General features: G+C 70.2%; 17 protein-coding genes and 1 tRNA gene. 10 read left to right on the top strand and 8 right to left on the bottom strand.

Features of this window, described 5'->3' with window-relative positions; translation table 11 throughout:
* Nucleotides 1–10: 10 nt before the first annotated feature.
* The 8 genes from A37W_RS0118180 to A37W_RS0118215 all read left to right on the top strand — a co-directional run bounded on the left by A37W_RS0118180 (nt 11) and on the right by A37W_RS0118215 (nt 4,762).
* A tRNA-Leu gene (locus tag A37W_RS0118180) sits at nt 11–97 on the top strand.
* Between the two features lie 58 nt (nt 98–155).
* A complete protein-coding gene (locus A37W_RS0118185) occupies nt 156–914 on the top strand; it encodes an ion transporter (protein ID WP_018304479.1) in 759 nt (252 codons plus the stop codon).
* A 58-nt stretch (nt 915–972) separates the two neighbouring features.
* Nucleotides 973–1,584 carry a ribonuclease D gene (locus tag A37W_RS0118190; protein ID WP_018304480.1) on the top strand — a complete coding sequence of 204 codons (612 nt, stop codon included), beginning with the start codon at nt 973–975 and terminating at the stop codon, nt 1,582–1,584.
* A 40-nt stretch (nt 1,585–1,624) separates the two neighbouring features.
* Nucleotides 1,625–2,233, top strand: coding sequence for a hypothetical protein (locus A37W_RS0118195; protein WP_018304481.1), 609 nt, complete (start codon nt 1,625–1,627; stop codon nt 2,231–2,233).
* On the top strand, nt 2,230–2,712 hold the full coding sequence (locus A37W_RS0118200; RefSeq protein ID WP_018304482.1) for an LptA/OstA family protein: 483 nt from the start codon (nt 2,230–2,232) through the stop codon (nt 2,710–2,712). The genes A37W_RS0118195 and A37W_RS0118200 overlap by 4 nt, the downstream gene beginning before the upstream one ends.
* Complete coding sequence (gene lptB / locus A37W_RS0118205; protein ID WP_018304483.1) at nt 2,709–3,461, top strand: LPS export ABC transporter ATP-binding protein; 753 nt, start codon at nt 2,709–2,711, stop codon at nt 3,459–3,461. The genes A37W_RS0118200 and lptB overlap by 4 nt, the downstream gene beginning before the upstream one ends.
* A gap of 229 nt (nt 3,462–3,690) precedes the next feature.
* Entirely contained in the window at nt 3,691–4,269 is a 579-nt protein-coding gene (hpf, locus tag A37W_RS0118210) for a ribosome hibernation-promoting factor, HPF/YfiA family (protein WP_018304484.1), read from the top strand.
* Between the two features lie 28 nt (nt 4,270–4,297).
* Nucleotides 4,298–4,762 carry a PTS sugar transporter subunit IIA gene (locus tag A37W_RS0118215; RefSeq protein WP_026198593.1) on the top strand — a complete coding sequence of 155 codons (465 nt, stop codon included), beginning with the start codon at nt 4,298–4,300 and terminating at the stop codon, nt 4,760–4,762.
* A gap of 3 nt (nt 4,763–4,765) precedes the next feature.
* Here A37W_RS0118215 and A37W_RS0118220 read toward each other — a convergent pair whose 3' ends face one another.
* From A37W_RS0118220 to cysQ, 7 genes are all read right to left on the bottom strand, one after another.
* The gene (locus tag A37W_RS0118220) at nt 4,766–6,181 is read right to left on the bottom strand and encodes a hypothetical protein (protein WP_018304486.1); all 1,416 of its coding nucleotides are present in this window, start codon (nt 6,179–6,181) and stop codon (nt 4,766–4,768) included.
* On the bottom strand, nt 6,181–7,884 hold the full coding sequence (locus A37W_RS0118225) for a DUF5927 domain-containing protein (protein WP_018304487.1): 1,704 nt from the start codon (nt 7,882–7,884) through the stop codon (nt 6,181–6,183). The genes A37W_RS0118220 and A37W_RS0118225 overlap by 1 nt, the downstream gene beginning before the upstream one ends.
* Nucleotides 7,881–8,891 carry a glycosyltransferase family 2 protein gene (locus A37W_RS0118230; protein ID WP_026198595.1) on the bottom strand — a complete coding sequence of 337 codons (1,011 nt, stop codon included), beginning with the start codon at nt 8,889–8,891 and terminating at the stop codon, nt 7,881–7,883. Before A37W_RS0118230 ends, A37W_RS0118225 begins: the two co-directional genes overlap by 4 nt.
* A 46-nt stretch (nt 8,892–8,937) precedes the next feature.
* Entirely contained in the window at nt 8,938–10,119 is a 1,182-nt protein-coding gene (locus tag A37W_RS0118235) for a glycosyltransferase (protein ID WP_018304489.1), read from the bottom strand.
* Between the two features lie 13 nt (nt 10,120–10,132).
* Complete coding sequence (gene galU, locus A37W_RS0118240; protein WP_018304490.1) at nt 10,133–11,026, bottom strand: UTP--glucose-1-phosphate uridylyltransferase GalU; 894 nt, start codon at nt 11,024–11,026, stop codon at nt 10,133–10,135.
* A 102-nt stretch (nt 11,027–11,128) separates the two neighbouring features.
* Nucleotides 11,129–12,406, bottom strand: a complete 1,278-nt coding sequence (locus A37W_RS22420) for a glycosyltransferase family 2 protein (RefSeq protein WP_047772131.1) — start codon at nt 12,404–12,406, stop codon at nt 11,129–11,131.
* 124 nt (nt 12,407–12,530) lie between these two features.
* On the bottom strand, nt 12,531–13,328 hold the full coding sequence (gene cysQ, locus A37W_RS0118250; RefSeq protein WP_018304492.1) for a 3'(2'),5'-bisphosphate nucleotidase CysQ: 798 nt from the start codon (nt 13,326–13,328) through the stop codon (nt 12,531–12,533).
* A 138-nt stretch (nt 13,329–13,466) separates the two neighbouring features.
* Between cysQ and A37W_RS0118255 the strand changes: the two genes are divergently transcribed.
* Nucleotides 13,467–14,288, top strand: a complete 822-nt coding sequence (locus tag A37W_RS0118255) for an ABC transporter permease (RefSeq protein WP_018304493.1) — start codon at nt 13,467–13,469, stop codon at nt 14,286–14,288.
* Nucleotides 14,285–14,905 carry an SH3 domain-containing protein gene (locus A37W_RS0118260; protein ID WP_018304494.1) on the top strand — a complete coding sequence of 207 codons (621 nt, stop codon included), beginning with the start codon at nt 14,285–14,287 and terminating at the stop codon, nt 14,903–14,905. The genes A37W_RS0118255 and A37W_RS0118260 overlap by 4 nt, the downstream gene beginning before the upstream one ends.
* 13 nt (nt 14,906–14,918) lie before the next feature.
* On the opposite strand, the gene A37W_RS0118265 is transcribed toward A37W_RS0118260, so the two are convergent.
* Nucleotides 14,919–15,530 (bottom strand): alpha-ketoglutarate-dependent dioxygenase AlkB family protein, encoded by a 612-nt coding sequence (locus A37W_RS0118265; RefSeq protein WP_018304495.1) that lies wholly within the window; start codon nt 15,528–15,530, stop codon nt 14,919–14,921.
* Between the last annotated feature and the right edge of the window lie 114 nt (nt 15,531–15,644).

Here is a 15,644-nt window from a genome sequence, read left to right on the forward strand (position 1 = left end):
CACACGACCTGCCCAGGTGGTGGAATTGGTAGACGCGCTGGCTTCAGGTGCCAGTGTCCGAAAGGACGTGGAGGTTCGAGTCCTCTCCTGGGCACCACTCCCCCGCAGATCACATCGGCCTTTGCCGCCCCGACCTTCGGGCTAGGATCGGCGGCATGCTCGGGACCATCCGCACCCTCTATACCGGCGACTCTGACCGCGCGCACCGCTTCCGCTACGGGCTGCTGGCGTTCGATCTGCTGACGATCCTGTTCGTCGTCGTCACGAGCTTCGTCCCCTCGGAGCCTTGGATCGAGGCGGTGGATCTGGTCTTCGGAACGGTCATCCTCGCGGATTTCCTGATGCGGCTGTGGGTCGAAGGGGACCGGCGGACGCTTCTGCGGCTGTCGACCTGGACCGACATCGTCGCCATCGTCTCGTTCCTCGCCCCGATCGCGGGCGAGGGGTTCGGGTTCCTGCGGGTGCTGCGCACCCTGCGCCTGCTGCACACCTACCAGCTGCTCGACCGGCTGCGCCGGGACGTCCCCGGCTTCTGGCGGCACGAGGAGGTGGTGCTGGCCGCGGTGAACCTGCTGGTCTTCCTGTTCGTGATGACGGGGCTGATCTACGCCACGCAGCACCGCGGCAATCCCGACATCTCGAACTATGCCGATGCCCTCTACTTCACCGTCACCGCGCTGACGACGACGGGATTCGGGGACATCACGCTCGAGGGGACAGGCGGGCGCCTCCTGTCGGTGGTGGTGATGATCGTCGGCGTGACGCTGTTCCTGCGGCTGGCGCAGGTCCTGTTCCGGCCGAACAAGGTGCATCAGGAGTGCACGGTCTGCGGGCTCAAGCTGCACGACCACGACGCGGTCCACTGCAAGCATTGCGGCACGGTGATCCACATCGAGACCGAGGGGCAGCTCTGACCGGGCATTGTTCCTTTACCCCTGCTGTGAGACAGGGGGGCGACCAACGGAGGGCCGGATGGCGAACCATCTCTACAAGGGCGACCTGCCGGACGGGCTGGACCTCGGGCCGGTCGTGGCCATCGACTGCGAGACGATGGGCCTGCGGCCCCACCGCGACCGGCTGTGCCTGGTGCAGATGTCGGGCGGCGACGGCAACTGCCACCTGGTGCAGGTCGCGCCGGGCCAGACCGAGGCGCCGAACCTGGCGCGGATGCTGACCGACCCCTCGGTGCTGAAGCTGTTCCATTTCGGCCGCTTCGACATCGCGGCGATGTATCACACCTTCGGCGCGCTGGCGCAGCCGGTCTGGTGCACCAAGATCGCGTCCAAGATGACGCGCACCTTCACCGACCGGCACGGGCTCAAGATCCTGCTGGCCGACCTCCTCGACGTCGACGTCTCGAAACAGCAGCAGCAGTCCGACTGGGGCGCGGCCGAGCTGACCGAGGCGCAGCTCGACTACGCGGCGTCGGACGTGCTGTACCTGCACCGCCTGAAGGACGCGCTGGAGGGGATGCTGCAGCGGGAGGGCCGGCTGGGACTCGCGCAGGCCTGCTTCGACTTCCTTCCCGTCCGGGCGCAACTCGACCTCGCCGGCTGGCCGGACGAGGACATCTTCTCGCATTGATGGCGCGCCGCCTCCCCGTCGCGCGCTGGCGCGGCCCGACGTGACGCAGGCCGGCGACGCCCATACCCGCGTCGTGGCCGCCGCCAAGGTGGCGCTGCCGCTGGTCGCGCTGGCGCTGCTGTCGACCCTGTTCCTGTTCGCCCGCACCGGCGGCCCCGACCCCGACATCCGCTATTCCGACGTCGAGGCGATCGCGCGCGAGCCGCGGGTGACCGCCCCCGCCTTCGCCGGGATCGGCCGCAACGGCGCGGTGATCTCGATGCGGGCGGGCGAGATGCGTCCCGTCGACGGCGACACCCAGTCCTTCACCGCCACGAAGCTCGCGGCCGAGATGTCGATGCCCGACGGCCGCCGGTTCGAGCTGTCGGCCGAGACCGGCGCCTATGACGCAGCGACCCGGACCGCGCAGCTGACCGGCCTCGCCCGCGTCGACACCTCGGACGGTTACAGCATGGAGACGGCGGGCCTGGAGGCCGACCTCGGCGCCGGCACGCTGCGGTCGCTCGGCCCGCTGGAGGTGCATGCGCCGTTCGGCGAACTGACGGCGGCGCGGATGAGCGTCGAGAATGCCGAAGGCGGGCCCCGCCTGATGTTCAGCGGCGGCGTGCGCCTTATATACAGACCCGACCGGACAGGAGACCGCCCGTGATCCGCGCCTTCGCCTTCCTCTCGCTTCTGGCCCTTTGCCAGGCCGCGGCCGCCCAGACGAACCTGAACCTCGGCAGCATCGACGCCGACCCCTCGCTGCCCGTCGAGGTCACCGCCGAATCCCTGTCGGTGGACCAGCAGACCGGCGAGGCGCGGTTCTCGGGCAACGTCGTCATCGGCCAGGGCGACCTGCGCCTCGCCGCGGCCGAGGTGATCGTCGTCTACTCCGAAGCGTCGGGCGAGATCGCGCGACTGCGCGCCTCGGGCGGCGTGACCTTCGTCACCCCCACCGAGGCGGCCGAGGCGCAGGCGGCGGATTACGACCTGACGGCCGGCACGCTGACGCTGACGGGCGAGGTCCTGCTCACCCAGGGCGCGAACGCGCTGTCGGCGAACCGGATGGTCGTGAACCTGACGACCGGCACCGCGCAGCTGGACGGGCAGGTCCGAACCGTTCTCGCCCCGCAGGGGACCCCGTGAGCGGCTTCTCCGTCACCGAAGGGGACCGCGGCCTCGCGATCCGCGGCCTGCGCAAGAGCTATCGCAAGCGGCCGGTGATCCGCGACGTGTCGCTGTCGCTGGACCGGGGCGAGGTGGTGGCGCTGCTGGGTCCCAACGGGTCGGGCAAGACGACGTGCTTCTACTGCATCGCGGGCCTGATCCAGCCCGAGGGCGGGCAGGTCCTGATCGACGGCCGCGACGTCACCGCGCTTCCGATGTACCGCCGCGCCCGGCTGGGCATCGGATACCTGCCGCAGGAGATGTCGATCTTTCGCGGCCTGTCGGTCGAGGACAACATCCTCGCGATTCTCGAGGTCGCCGAAAAGGACCCCCACGCCCGCCGCGAGCGGCTGGAGGAGCTGCTGTCGGACTTTTCCATCGGGCACCTGCGCCGCGCCCCCGCGCTGGCGCTCTCCGGCGGCGAGCGACGTCGGTGCGAGATTGCCCGCTGCCTTGCTGCCGGGCCGTCGTTCGTGCTGCTGGACGAGCCGTTCGCGGGTGTTGACCCGATCGCGGTGGGCGACATCCGCGGCCTCGTCCACGACCTCAAGGACCGGGGAATCGGCGTCCTCATCACCGACCACAACGTGCGCGAGACGCTCGAGATCGTGGACCGCGCCTACATCCTGAACGACGGCGCGGTTCTGATGTCCGGCACCGCGGACGAGGTCGTGCGGGACGAGAACGTCCGCCGCGTCTACCTCGGCCAGGGCTTTCGCGTGCACTGATGACGCACCCCGCCCCTCCCGCGATGCGCGAGTTGACAGGCGGCCGGCCTTCGGGCCGAATGAGGGGGATGACGATCCCGCCCAGCGCCCCGACCGACGCCGCGGCCCCGCACAAAGGGTCCGCGCCGGTCATGGAGGCCTGCGGGACGTCCCTCTCCGCACCACCGATTCCGTTGCCCGACGGCGGCGGCACGACGGCCCGAACCCGGGCTTTTTTCACGGAGGAGCCATGCGTTACCAGATCAGCGGCAAGCAGATCGACATCGGCGAGGCGCTCTCGACCCATGTCGAGACCGAGCTGGGCCAGACGCTAGAGAAATATGCCGGACGCCCGACCGAGGCGACCGTCGTCTTCTCGAAGTCGGGGCACGAGCATGTCTGCGAAACGGTGGTGCACCTGTCGACCGGGCTGACCGCCCAGGCCAAGGGCGCCGCGCCCGACATCTACGCCGCGTTCGAGGCCTGTTGCGAGAAGATGGACAAGCAGTTGCGGCGCTACAAACGCAGGCTGAAGGACCATCACAAGGTACGTCCCGGGCCGGTTGAACTCTCGGCGGCCGGCTCCTATATCCTCGCGCCGACGGAAGACGAGGGTGAAGGCGAGGGCGACACCGACTGGACGCCGATCATTGTGGCCGAGACGGAATCGACGATTCCCTCCCTTTCGGTCGGCGAGGCGGTGATGCAGATGGAGCTGGCGCATTCGCCGGTCCTCGTGTTCAGGAACGAGAAGCACAGCGGGATCAACGTGGTGTACCGCCGCGACGACGGCAACATCGGCTGGATCGACCCGCGGACCACGAACTGAGCCGGGCAGGCGACGAACAGGACAGTCGATGCAACTTGCAGAGCTATTGCGCGCTGACGGCGTCCGGATTCTGGGCGCCACCAGCAGCAAGAAGCGCCTTTTCCACGACCTCGGCGACATGGCGGCCGCCCTCTTCGGGCTGAAGGCCGACAGCGTCGCCGAGGCGTTGATGGAGCGTGAGGGCCTCGGCCCCACGGGCGTCGGCGACGGCATCGCGCTGCCGCACGCCCGGCTGGAGGGGCTGGACCGGGTGCGCGGCCTGTTCGTCCGGCTCGAGAAGCCGCTGGAGTTCGACGCGGTCGACCGCCAGCCGGTCGACCTCGTCTTCGCCCTGCTGGCGCCGGCGGACGCGGGGGTCGAGCACCTGAAGGCGCTCGCCCTCGTCAGCCGGACGATGCGCGATTCGCACACCTGCGCCAAGCTGCGCGCGAACTCGGACCCCAGCACCCTGCACGCGATCCTGACCGAGGCGCCGGCGAACCAGGCCGCCTGAGGCTCAGCCCCGCCAGGGGCCGAAGCCGAAGGACAGGTAGTCGCGGGCCATCGCCGCCCGGCCCAGCGCCTCGATCTCGTCGTCCCGGATGGCCGCCAGCAGCCGCAGGTTGGGGTCGACCGGCGGCGCGAAGGCGGGCGCGTCTTCCCGGCCGACCTGCCGCGCGAGCGCCGGCAGCGCCTCGGGCAGCTCGTCCTCCCGCAGGAGCGCATCCGGCGGGACGAAGCCCGCCATCCCCTCCAGCAGCGCCGCCTGACTGCTCCACGCCGGGTCGGTGCGGATGTTGGTCTGCCCGCCGAGATTGGCCTTGAGGAACGTCAGGAACGTCGCGAAGGCGGCCCGGTGCTCCGCCGGACCGTAGCCCGCGTCGGCCGGATCGTCCGGAAGCTCCAGCCCGAAGGTCCGGCCGAGATTGCGCCGGATCTCGGGGAAGCTGCCGGGCCCGCGCGCCAGGATCCGCTCGCAGAAGGCGGCGTGCGCCCGGGCGAGCGGGTGCCGCAGCACGGCAAAGCTGCGGTACCCCGGCCGCTCGGCCATCCACTGCCGCAAGGTGCGATAGGTGAAGTTCCCCACGGGTGCCTGCCCGTCCAGCTCCGTCAGCCAGGCCGCGACCGCGGCCTCCGGCCCCGACCGGAGCGGCCGGAACAGCAGGCTCGTCCGCGCCGCGGCGAGGTAGGTCGGAATAGCGGGCCCGCGCCGCGGCTCGAAGTTCGGGGTGCGGCTCAGGTTGAATCGGTCCAGCCGGGCCAGCGCCTCCGCCATGCCGGCGAAGTTGGCGACCTTGCCCTCCATCGGCTCGGGGTTCTGCTTCTTGAGCTTGCGGTCGAGGGCATCCAGCCGCGCCGGCACGCCGAGCCACGTGGCGAGGCCGTTCATCACCTCGAGGTCCTGCAGATCCTCGTAGTCGACGTAGAACGCTGTCTGCCCCGTCCGTTGCAGGCGCGACAGGATCTCCACCTGGAAGCCCTGCACCTCGGTCAGGTGCGCCTCGAACTCGGCGCCGTCGAACTCTGCCTGCTCGGCACGCGCGTGCTTGACGTTCGTCAGCTTCCACTGGCCCGTCGCCGACGCGATCTTGCGGCTGATGTAGCTTTCGATCGGGTTGCGCGTCAGCACGATCTTGGCGCAGGCCGGATCGTCGAGGATCGGCCGCAGGACCCGCGGATCGTGGTCGTGGAAATAGCGGAAACCGGCGAGCGTACCCGGCTGGTCCCTCACCGCCGACAGAAGGCGCGTCGGATCGGAATCCCGCGCCTCCCGGCTTATGCCGAGAATCTCGGTGCGGTTGGGATAGCCGATGAATGCCTGGTTGAACGCCTCGCCGTGGCACTCCACCCCGTCCAGCGCGTTCAGGTTCGCCTCGAGGAAGTTGGAGCCGGTCCGCATCCCGGCGAGAACGACGAAGTACGCGAAGGCCATCACTTCACCAGGTAGGGCTTGCGCTTGGGCGGCTGGGTCCCGCCGCTGCCGCCGGCCACGGGGAAATCGCCCATGAGATAGGGGTGCATTCCCTGGTTCTTGAGATTCTGCAGGAACTGGCCGAACCCGCCCAGATCGACCATGCGCGGCACCTCGGCCAGCCGGCGACGGCTGCTCTGCCCGATCTCGTCGACGATGCCCTGCAGCGCCTCCATCGGCGCCTCGACGAAATCGGCCATCGTCCAGATCCGCACCCGCGCCTTGGCGTAGGACGAGCGCAGCGCCTTGATATGCTCGGCTTCGATCCGTTGCAGGCGCGCCGCCTGGACCCGCAGTTCGGCGAAGTCGAGGTTCGACCGGAACAGCGGAACGGCCCATGCGCCCGAGATGACCGAGACGTCGGCGTTCGGATCCTTGGCGATCGGCCACGAGACGTCCTGATTGTCCATCGGTCCGTACTGGAAGCACTGCCTCTCGCCGCGGGTGTTCCAGATCAGGCTGGTCAGGAACATCCAGGCATTGCGGTCGCGCAGCGCCGCGTCGGCGGGCAGCGCGCCCGAGAAGGTCGGCTGCCGCCCCTCGAACTCCACCCCCTCCGGGGCGAAGAGATGACCGTGCACCCGCGTGCCGGTGGCCCGCGCGAGCCAGGTCTCGAAATCCTCGAATAGGTGGGAGAAGCCCTCGAACACCGAGTACCGGGCGGTCGTCAGGCCGTTCTCCCAGTTGGGGTTCGGAAAGCGCGACTGCATGTAGAGACCGGGCCGGCCCCGCGTCCGGCGGTCGACTGCCTTGGCGAAGATGCGGTCGATCTTGCCCGGGTTCGGCTCTCCCGAGGCCATGGCGGACCCTTGGGTGCCGAGAAAGGTGTCGTACAGCAGGTCCGCGTGGGGCCAGATCTTGCGGGCGACGAAGCAGTCGGACCGGCGCAGCAGCTGCAGGTGATCGTCGTAGAAGATATGCGGCTTGCCCTGGAAATCGAACTTGGCGAGGGTCAGCGACCGGCTCTCGATCCGTTCCGAGAACAGGCGCGCGAGCGACTGGAAGTAGCTCTCGTCCGGGATCCAGACCTTGCGGAAGTAGCCGTCCCAGACCGGCCGCTCCGGCGCCGTCAGGATCGCCGACAGCGTGCGGCGCGTCAGGCACCACCATTGCGAGCCCATGTGCGGCACGATGCCGTCCGGGATCGTCCGCCGCAGGCCGAGGCGGCGCTGCACCCGCACATACCAGTCGAACAGCCGCCGCCGCCGCCGCCACGAGAACGGAAACCGCATCGTGAAGCGCTCTTCCGATAGGCCGCCCACGGTCCAGGGCACGTCGGCCGTCGTCGCGCTCTCGATGAAGTCGGTGTTGGGGCGGGCGTCGAGATAGGCGACGAGGTCGGCCACCGGCCGCAGCGGCAGGCACGAGCCCGAGGCGAGGTAGACGTGCCGGACGTCGGGGAACTCGCCCAGCATCAGGTCGGCCGCGCACTGGCTGGCGGCGACGATGCCCCAGGTTCCCCACTCGCAGCGGAAGCGCGGCGAGAAGCGCACGTCCGGCAGGTCGGCGACGCGGGCGCGGAAGGCGTCGAACCGCTCGGCCGGCACCGGGGCGTCCACGTGCACCACGACCGGGCAGCCGGCGGCGGCCCACTGCCGGATAACCTGCTCCGCCCGGTCGAAGGCGGTGTGGATCAGCATCACGACGCCGAGGGTGGAGGTCATGCCCAGTTCCCCTTGGACATGAGACCGAGGATCTCGAGCTGGCGCCAGTTGATGTACTTCTCGGACCACTTGCACCAGAGATCCGGGCTGTCCGCGCCGAGGCCGGCATAGGCCCGGTACTCCCGGCTGGCGCCGTAATGCTGGCCCCGCGACAGCTCTTCCGCCGCCTTGCCGCCGAACGTGTCGAGGAACTTGGTGTGCAGCAGCAGGCCCGAGGCCTTCTCGCCCCCCCATTCGTCGTAGACGAGGTTCAGGCCGCGCGGCAGCAGCATGTGGGTCGAGCTGACGTAGGTATAGCGGCGGTCCCATTTCACGAGCGGGATCTTGTTCAGGGCGGGCGCCAAGGCAGGCGTCTCGGGAAAGAACACCCGCGCCCGCGGCCCGCCCTGGATCCACAGGTTGCCGAAGCGGTGGTTGCGCTCGATGGCGTAGTTGCCGCTGTCGAACCACTGGGCGATCTCCAGCGGGTCGGACCCCCGCCGGTACGGCTGCCCGTCCAGCCGGCCCTTGGGGTACATGTCGAGGAGCATCGCCGAGAACGACTTGATCGACGACGCGTCCAGCCAGTCGGTCAGCGCGCGGAGGGGACGGGTGTCGCAGAACGGATAGATCAGCAGCTCGTCCGGATCGACCGTCAGGCACCAGTGCCCGTGCCCGTGCCGGCGCAGCAGCCAGTTCAGCCAGTCCACGCCGAAGCGGGACCGCTTGTAGCTGGCGTCCGTGGTCCACAGCGACACGTCGGGCTGACCCGCGAGGAACTCGCGCCCGCCGTCGTCGCTGGCGTTGTCGACCATGAGGAAGTGCCCGACGCCGAGTCGGCGGTAATAGTCGAGGAACCAGGGCAGGCGCACGTCCTCGTTCCGGAAGGTCGAGAAGACGAGGATGTCGCCGGGGGCGATACGGGCCGTCCGGTCCTCCACCGCCGTCAGCTCGCGCCGCTTGCGCCACGCCCGCACGCGCCATCGCTTGCGCTCCAGCCGGAGGCGGTATTGCTGCCAGACGCTCACCGCCACATCTCCAGCCGTCCCGCGGGGCGCAGGTTCTCGATCCCGCCTACCATCCGGCGGTTAACGCGAGGCTGAAGTGGGTGTCCCAGTCCGGCAAGGCTCCGACGGGGACGTCTCGTTTCGGCGCGGTTGCGAGCTGTTCGACCGTGCGCCGCCAGAGATCGCGGTCTCCCGGCGCAAGGTACACGGCCCTGTCGCCGAGATGCTCCTGCCATATGGCGAGATCCGCGCAGACCGGCAGCGTGCCCTGCGCCAGCGCCTCGAAGGGCGGCAGGCCGAACCCCTCGGCCCGGGACGGGAAGAGGAGCGCCCGCGCGCCCTGCAGAAGCGCCGCGACCGCGCCATCTGTCAGTCCCGGCAGTTCGGTCACGCCTGGTACGCCGGCATCGAGCCGCGCCGTCTCCGCCTCCACCCGCCAGCCCCGGGCGCCGCACAGGTAGAGGTGCGGCCGGGGCTCCGGCAGCGCCTCCCACACGTCGAGGAGAAGGCCGATGTCCTTGCGCGCCTCGATCGTGCCCACCGCGACGAAATACGGCGCGGCGAGATCCGGGCCCGCTGGCAAGGCGGACGGATCCGCCCTCGCGGGCGTCAGGCCGAGCGGCGCGGGACGGACGGGCACCGCGGACGGCAGGTGCCTCCGGATCGAGCCTGCCGCCGCGGAGGACGGGCAGAGGATCAGGTCCGCCTTGGCCGCGACGTCCAGCAGCGCCTGCAGGCGCGCGCCCGCCCCCGGCCGCGCATAGTCCGGGAGATCGAGGGGAATGGTGTCGTGCACCAGCACCGCCACCTTCGCCTCCGGCACCCGGCGGAAGGCCGCGAGGGTTCGCGGCGTCACGTTCATCAACCCGGTCTGGAAGAAGGCGGTCCCCGGGGACATCAGCGCCGCGAGCCGGCGCCCCAGCCCCGCCCGCGAGGGGCGGGCGACCGCCAGCCGCCGCATGCCGGCCTCGGACCGGGCCCGGGCCGGAGCGTGCCGCCAGCTGAGGCGGGACAGAAGGTCTGCCGTTGGCCATTCCACCTCTCCGGCGAGTCGCGGCCGCGCTTCTCGCAGGCCGCGCCGATCCAGAACAAGGAAACCGATCCGCGTCCGGACGAGCCCCCACAGGGGCACGTCCGACCGGAGGAACCTGTCGAGATACGCCAGTTCGACCCGATCCACGCCGGTCAGAGCCCGCCCCGCCCGGGCCGTGAGGCGCGTCAGGTCGAGGCAGCGGGCCGGCGCGGTCAATCGCGGGCTGGCCTTACTCGGCCGCCTTGCGGACGTTCGTCATCTCGGACAGGAACGCGCCGAACTCGTCGCGCAGATCCGGACGGGCAAGGCCGAACGCCACGGTCGCCTGCAGGAAGCCGGCCTTGGAGCCGCAATCGAAGCGCTCGCCGCGGAAGCGGTAGCCGAACACGTCGCGGCCCTGCTGGATCTCCATCGCGATGGCGTCGGTCAGCTGCAGCTCGCCACCGGCGGACGGCGTGATCCTGTCGAGGTTCTTCAGGACCTCGGGCGTCAGGATGTAGCGGCCGATGACGGCGAGGTTGGACGGCGCGTCGCCGCCCTTCGGCTTCTCGACCATGCCCCTGACCGAGACGAGGTCGCCCTTGTCGTCCTTCACGTCGAGGATGCCGTAGGACGAGGTCTTCTCGTTCGGCACTTCCATCGCCGCGACCATCGAGCCGCCGCTCTCGGCATGCGCCTCGACCATCTGCGCGAGACAGGGCCGCTCCGCCGCGATGACGTCGTCGGGCAGGATCACCGCGAAGGGCTCGTCGCCGATCAGCCGGCGGGCGCACCACACGGCGTGTCCGAGGCCCAGCGCCTTGTGCTGGCGGATGTAGGCGATCGCGCCGGAATCCATGTTGGTGGTCTGCAGCGTCTCGAGCAGCTCGTCCTTGCCGTCGCGGCGCAGCTTCTGCTCCAGTTCGGGCGCGTGGTCGAAGTAGTCCTCGAGAGCGGACTTGCCGCGGGACGTCACGAAGATGAATTCGCTGATGCCGGCGGCGCGGGCCTCGTCGATGGCGTACTGGATCAGCGGCCGGTCGACGAGGGTCATGATCTCCTTCGGAACGGCCTTGGTGGCCGGAAGGAACCTCGTGCCCATCCCGGCGACGGGAAATACGGCTTTCGTGACGCGTTTGTTCATTTGTGCCCTCTCCATCCCGACCGCGGCGCCAGCGCCCATCCGCCACCCGCCCGGCCGGTTAACAATCTTCGGCTAGATGGGCCGCATGTCAGAAAAATGGCGTCAATCGCTCTCTTTCTGACGTTCGGTCATCTCACTGCCGTCAGAGAGGGCCAAACCCCGCACCCTGGCGACGCGCGCCGCTTCCTTCGACAGTCTGGATCCGAAACGCCACATTTTCCAGACTTGTTCCGACCGCTCGGCGCGGCCGAACAGACCGCCCTGCTGGATCCAGACCCCGGCGGGATCGAAGCGGACGGTGTGGTAGCGAAGCGTGGGCGAGAAGAGGAAGAGGCTGACCGGCGTTCCGTCCGCCGCCACAGCGCGGGCGCGAGACAGATGCGCCCGTGCCCGAACGGACCGGCCGGCCATGATCCGCGGCGGTCGGGGCGGCCCGTCGAGGAAGGGACGGAAGGGGCCGGCAGCGCCGGCCAGCGCCGGGCGCGGGACGGGCGTCCGCGTCGCACCGTCGGCCCAGCCGGCATCGAACCCGGCCAGCAGCCGTGCCACGTCCCGCGGCTCCAGCCGCCCGGCGACCATGTGACCGAGAAGCCGCCGCCGCTGCGCCAGCCGTTCCGACGCATGGGCGGCGGCAAGGTCCGTTCGCGGTGCGTGCCGCAGGAGAAACGCGGCGAGACTCGCGCCGATCTGGGTCAGGTCGCGGGGGGTCCGGTCCGCGCCGCGGCGATCGCTGGCGAGATAGCCGTGGTGCACCTCGGCAGCCGGGACCCAGGCGGTCAGACCCCCGGCCGCGGCCAGACGCAGGTTCAGGTCCGCCTCGTCGAGGTAGAACCGGAAGGCCGGGTCGAAGCCCCCGGCGGCCGCCAGAGTCTGGCGGCGCACCGCCATGTTGGTGCCCTCGGTCTTGGGCGCCCGCCCGGCGCTGCCGGCGAGGATTTCCACGCCGCCCGGCTCCGTTCTCGGCACGCTTTCGCCCGTGGCGAGGATGTCGCGGGCGCGCCACTGCCACGAGATGCCGTTCCGGCCGCGCACCGGCCCGCCGGCGACCGTGACGGCGGGCTCCGCGAACGGCGCTGCGAGGGCGGTCAGCCACGTCGGTTCAGGCACGGCGTCGTCGTCGATGAAGGCGACGATCTCGCCTGCGGCGGCCTCGATGCCCGCGTTCCGTGCGGCCGAGATGTTGGGGATGTCGAACGGCACCAGCCGCGCCCGCGCGGCCCAGGGCGCCGCGGATACCGCCTGCATGCCCGCAGGATCGGCAACGACCACGACCTCGAACGGCCGGTAGGTCAGCTGCGAGAGCCCCCGCAGGCACCGGACGAGCGCGTCGGGGCGGCCGCGGCTGACCACGACCACGCTCGCGCGTGGCGCATCGGTCACGGCAGGTGCATCGCGATCGCGGTGGTCCGGCGGCCGTGCCGGTCGGCCCCCCTGACGGGCCGTCCGAGGCGCCGCCGGGGCGGCCCGGGGCGCCGGACCGCCCCTCCCCGGACAGCGATCGCCATCAGGCCGGCTTCAGCGCGACGCCCGGAGCGTGGGCGATGAAGAAGGGGTTCTCGAACCCGCCCTTGCCGTAGGTCAGCGGCGTGTGGTCGTCGAACCGGACGACGTGACCGCCGGCGCCGGCGAGGACCGCGTGGCCGGCGGCGGTGTCCCACTCCATCGTCCGCCCGAGGCGGGGATAGAGGTCGGCCTCGCCCGTCGCGACGAGGCAGAACTTCAGCGACGACCCGGCGCTGGTCATGTCGCGCACGGCGTACTTGCCGATGTATGCGTCCGTCGCCGCGTCCCGGTGCGACTTGGAGGCGACGACCATCAGCGCGGCATTGTCGGGCGCCGAGACGGCGATCGGCCGCACCTCGCCCTTGCGGTCCGCCGCGTGCTCTCCCGTCTCCTCGACCGAACGTCCGCCCGCCTCGGTGTAGAACAGGCGCGCCTTGGCGGGCGCGTAGACGACGCCGCGCACCGGGACGCCGTTCTCGACGTAGGCGATGTTCACCGTGAAGTCGCCGCGGCGTTGCACGAACTCCTTGGTGCCGTCGAGCGGGTCGACGATGAGGAAGGTGGACACGTCCTGGCCGTGGGTCGCCGCCTGCTCTTCCGTCACCAGCGGCACGTCCGGAAAGGCCGCGCGCAGGCCGGCGGAGATGAGGGCGTCGGCCCGCTCGTCGGCCTCGGTCACGGGGCTGGAGTCGCTCTTGCTGCGGACGTCGAAGTCGTCGGCGCCGTAGACCTGCATGATCTCCGCGCCGGCCTGGATCGCGAGCCGCCGCGAGATTTCCTCGAATTTGTCGAAATCCATGGCGTCCTCACGGTTATGACAGGCAGGCCGCCGGGCAGATTGCCCGCCCGAGGCGCGGTCCTTATGCTGGCCGTCCAGGGGATCGGCAAGAATAACCTGCCGATTCCGGGCGGCGACGGTCGAGCGAGGCAACGGCGGATGTTTGAGGCCAGACGACAGACGACGCGAACCCGCTCGGCGCTGAGCGTTCTCGACCTCATCTACCATTCCGCCGTGCGCGACGTCCGCAAGAGCCACCGCAACGCGCTGGCGGGACTGGCGATGAACGTCGTGCAGACACTGACGTTCGTCCTCGCCTTCTACCTGATGTTCACCCTGCTCGGCGCCCGCGGGAACAGCGTGCGAGGGGACTTCCTGCTGTACCTGATGTCGGGGATCTTCCTGTTCCTGACCCACATCAAGGCGATGGGCGCGGTGGTGAAGGCCGAAGGGCCGACCTCGCCGATCATGCAGCACCTGCCGCTGAACAGCGCGATCACCATCGCCGCGGCGGCGCTGGGCGCGCTCTACATCCAGATCCTGTCGCTGACCGTGGTCCTGTTCCTGTACCACGTCCTGATCACGCCCGTCATCATCGACCGCCCGATCGGCGCCATGGCGATGCTGCTGGCGGCATGGTTCACCGGCGTCGGCATCGGCCTGATCTTCGTCGCGATCAAGCCGTGGCTCCCCGAGTTCACGACCATCGGCTCGTCGGTCTGGAGCCGCGCCAACATGATCTTCAGCGGCAAGATGTTCGTCGCCAACTCGCTGCCCGGCTACCTGCTGGTCCTGTTCGACTGGAACCCGCTGTTCCACATCATCGACCAGGCGCGCGGCTACGTGTTCATCAACTACAACCCGCATTTCACCTCGTCGACCTACCCGGTCTATGTCGGCATCGGCCTTCTGGTGGTGGGCATGATGGGAGAGTTCGTCACCCGCCGTCACGCCTCGCGCAGCTGGGGAGCCGCCCGATGATCCGCTGCCTCGTCCTTCTCCTGTGCCTCGCCGCCCTGCCCGCCCGGGCCACGATCGACGACTGGCCGGCGCTGTACGACGTCGCCGGCGTCGCGGCGGACGACGTCCTGAACGTCCGGGCGGCGCCGAACGCCGGGTCCGACATCCTCGGCACGCTCGCCCCCGACGCGACCGGGATCGAGGTGATCCGCGTGACGCCGGACGAAGGGTGGGGCCTCGTCAACGTGGAGGAGCGGGCGGGATGGGTCTCGATGCGCTACATGGCGCGGCAGGCCGGGCAGTGGGCCGGTAACCTGCGTCCGCTGGCCAGCTGCTACGGGACCGAGCCGTTCTGGATCCTCGACCTGATGCCGGAGGGCAGCTCGCTGCGCTGGTCGACGCCCGAGGGCGAGCTGGCCGGCACGATCGAGGAACGCCTGCCGCCGGCCAATCGCGTCGACGTGGAGGCGCTGACGTTCTCGCTGGGCGACGGGTCGGAGGGGACCGGGATCGTCACCGCGCGGACGTGCTCGGACGGCATGTCGGACAGGGAGTTCGGTCTGCGGCTGGACCTCGTCCTGCGCGGTCGGGGAGAGGATCGGCTGCTCTCGGGCTGCTGCACCCTCGAAGGGCTGTAGCGGCACCCCGCCCTCAGGTCACCACCCGCAGCGTCAGGTTGATCCGGCCCCCGCCGTCCAGCAGGGTCGAAGACCCCTCCCGGATCCGGTCGATCCCGTGGTGCAGCAATCGCGCCGCCCCTCCCATCACGAGGACGTCGCCCGAGCGCAGCCAGACGCTCTCGGTGCGGCCGCCCCTCTCCTCGTTGCCGATGCGGAACAGCGCCTCGTCGCCGAGCGAGATGGACACGACCGGCTCGCCGAAATCCGCCTCGTCCCGGTCCTGGTGAAGGCCCATCCTGGCGCTGCCCCGGTAGAGGTTCACCAGGCAGCATTCCGGCGCCCGCGCCGATTCCGACACCGCGTCCCAGACCGCCCGCACCGACGCCGGGATCGGCGGCCACGGCACCCCCGACGGATGACGCGGCTCGTAGCGGTAGCCGCGCCGGTCCGAGACCCAGCCGAACCGGCCGGCGGCGGTCATCTCGACGCTCATCCTCTGGCCCCGGCGGGTCTCGTACCGCTGGAACGGCGCGGCGGCCGCGACCTGCCGCAGGTCGGCCAGCATCGCCTCCTGCGCGGCGCGGTCCAGCCAGCCGGGGAAGAGGCGGACGCCCCGGATTTCAACGGCTTTGCCTTCGGTCATCGACCCCTCTCACGCGCCGCGCGCAGCCGCGGCATAAATGTCACAAAACGCCCCGGCGCCCCGGTTGCAGCGCCAAAACCCCCTCCCTATATACGCTCCAATCCGCGGGCCGGA

Origin of the sequence: Wenxinia marina DSM 24838 (assembly GCF_000379485.1) — a bacterium.
In the GTDB taxonomy this organism is placed as follows: Bacteria; Pseudomonadota; Alphaproteobacteria; order Rhodobacterales; family Rhodobacteraceae; genus Wenxinia; species Wenxinia marina.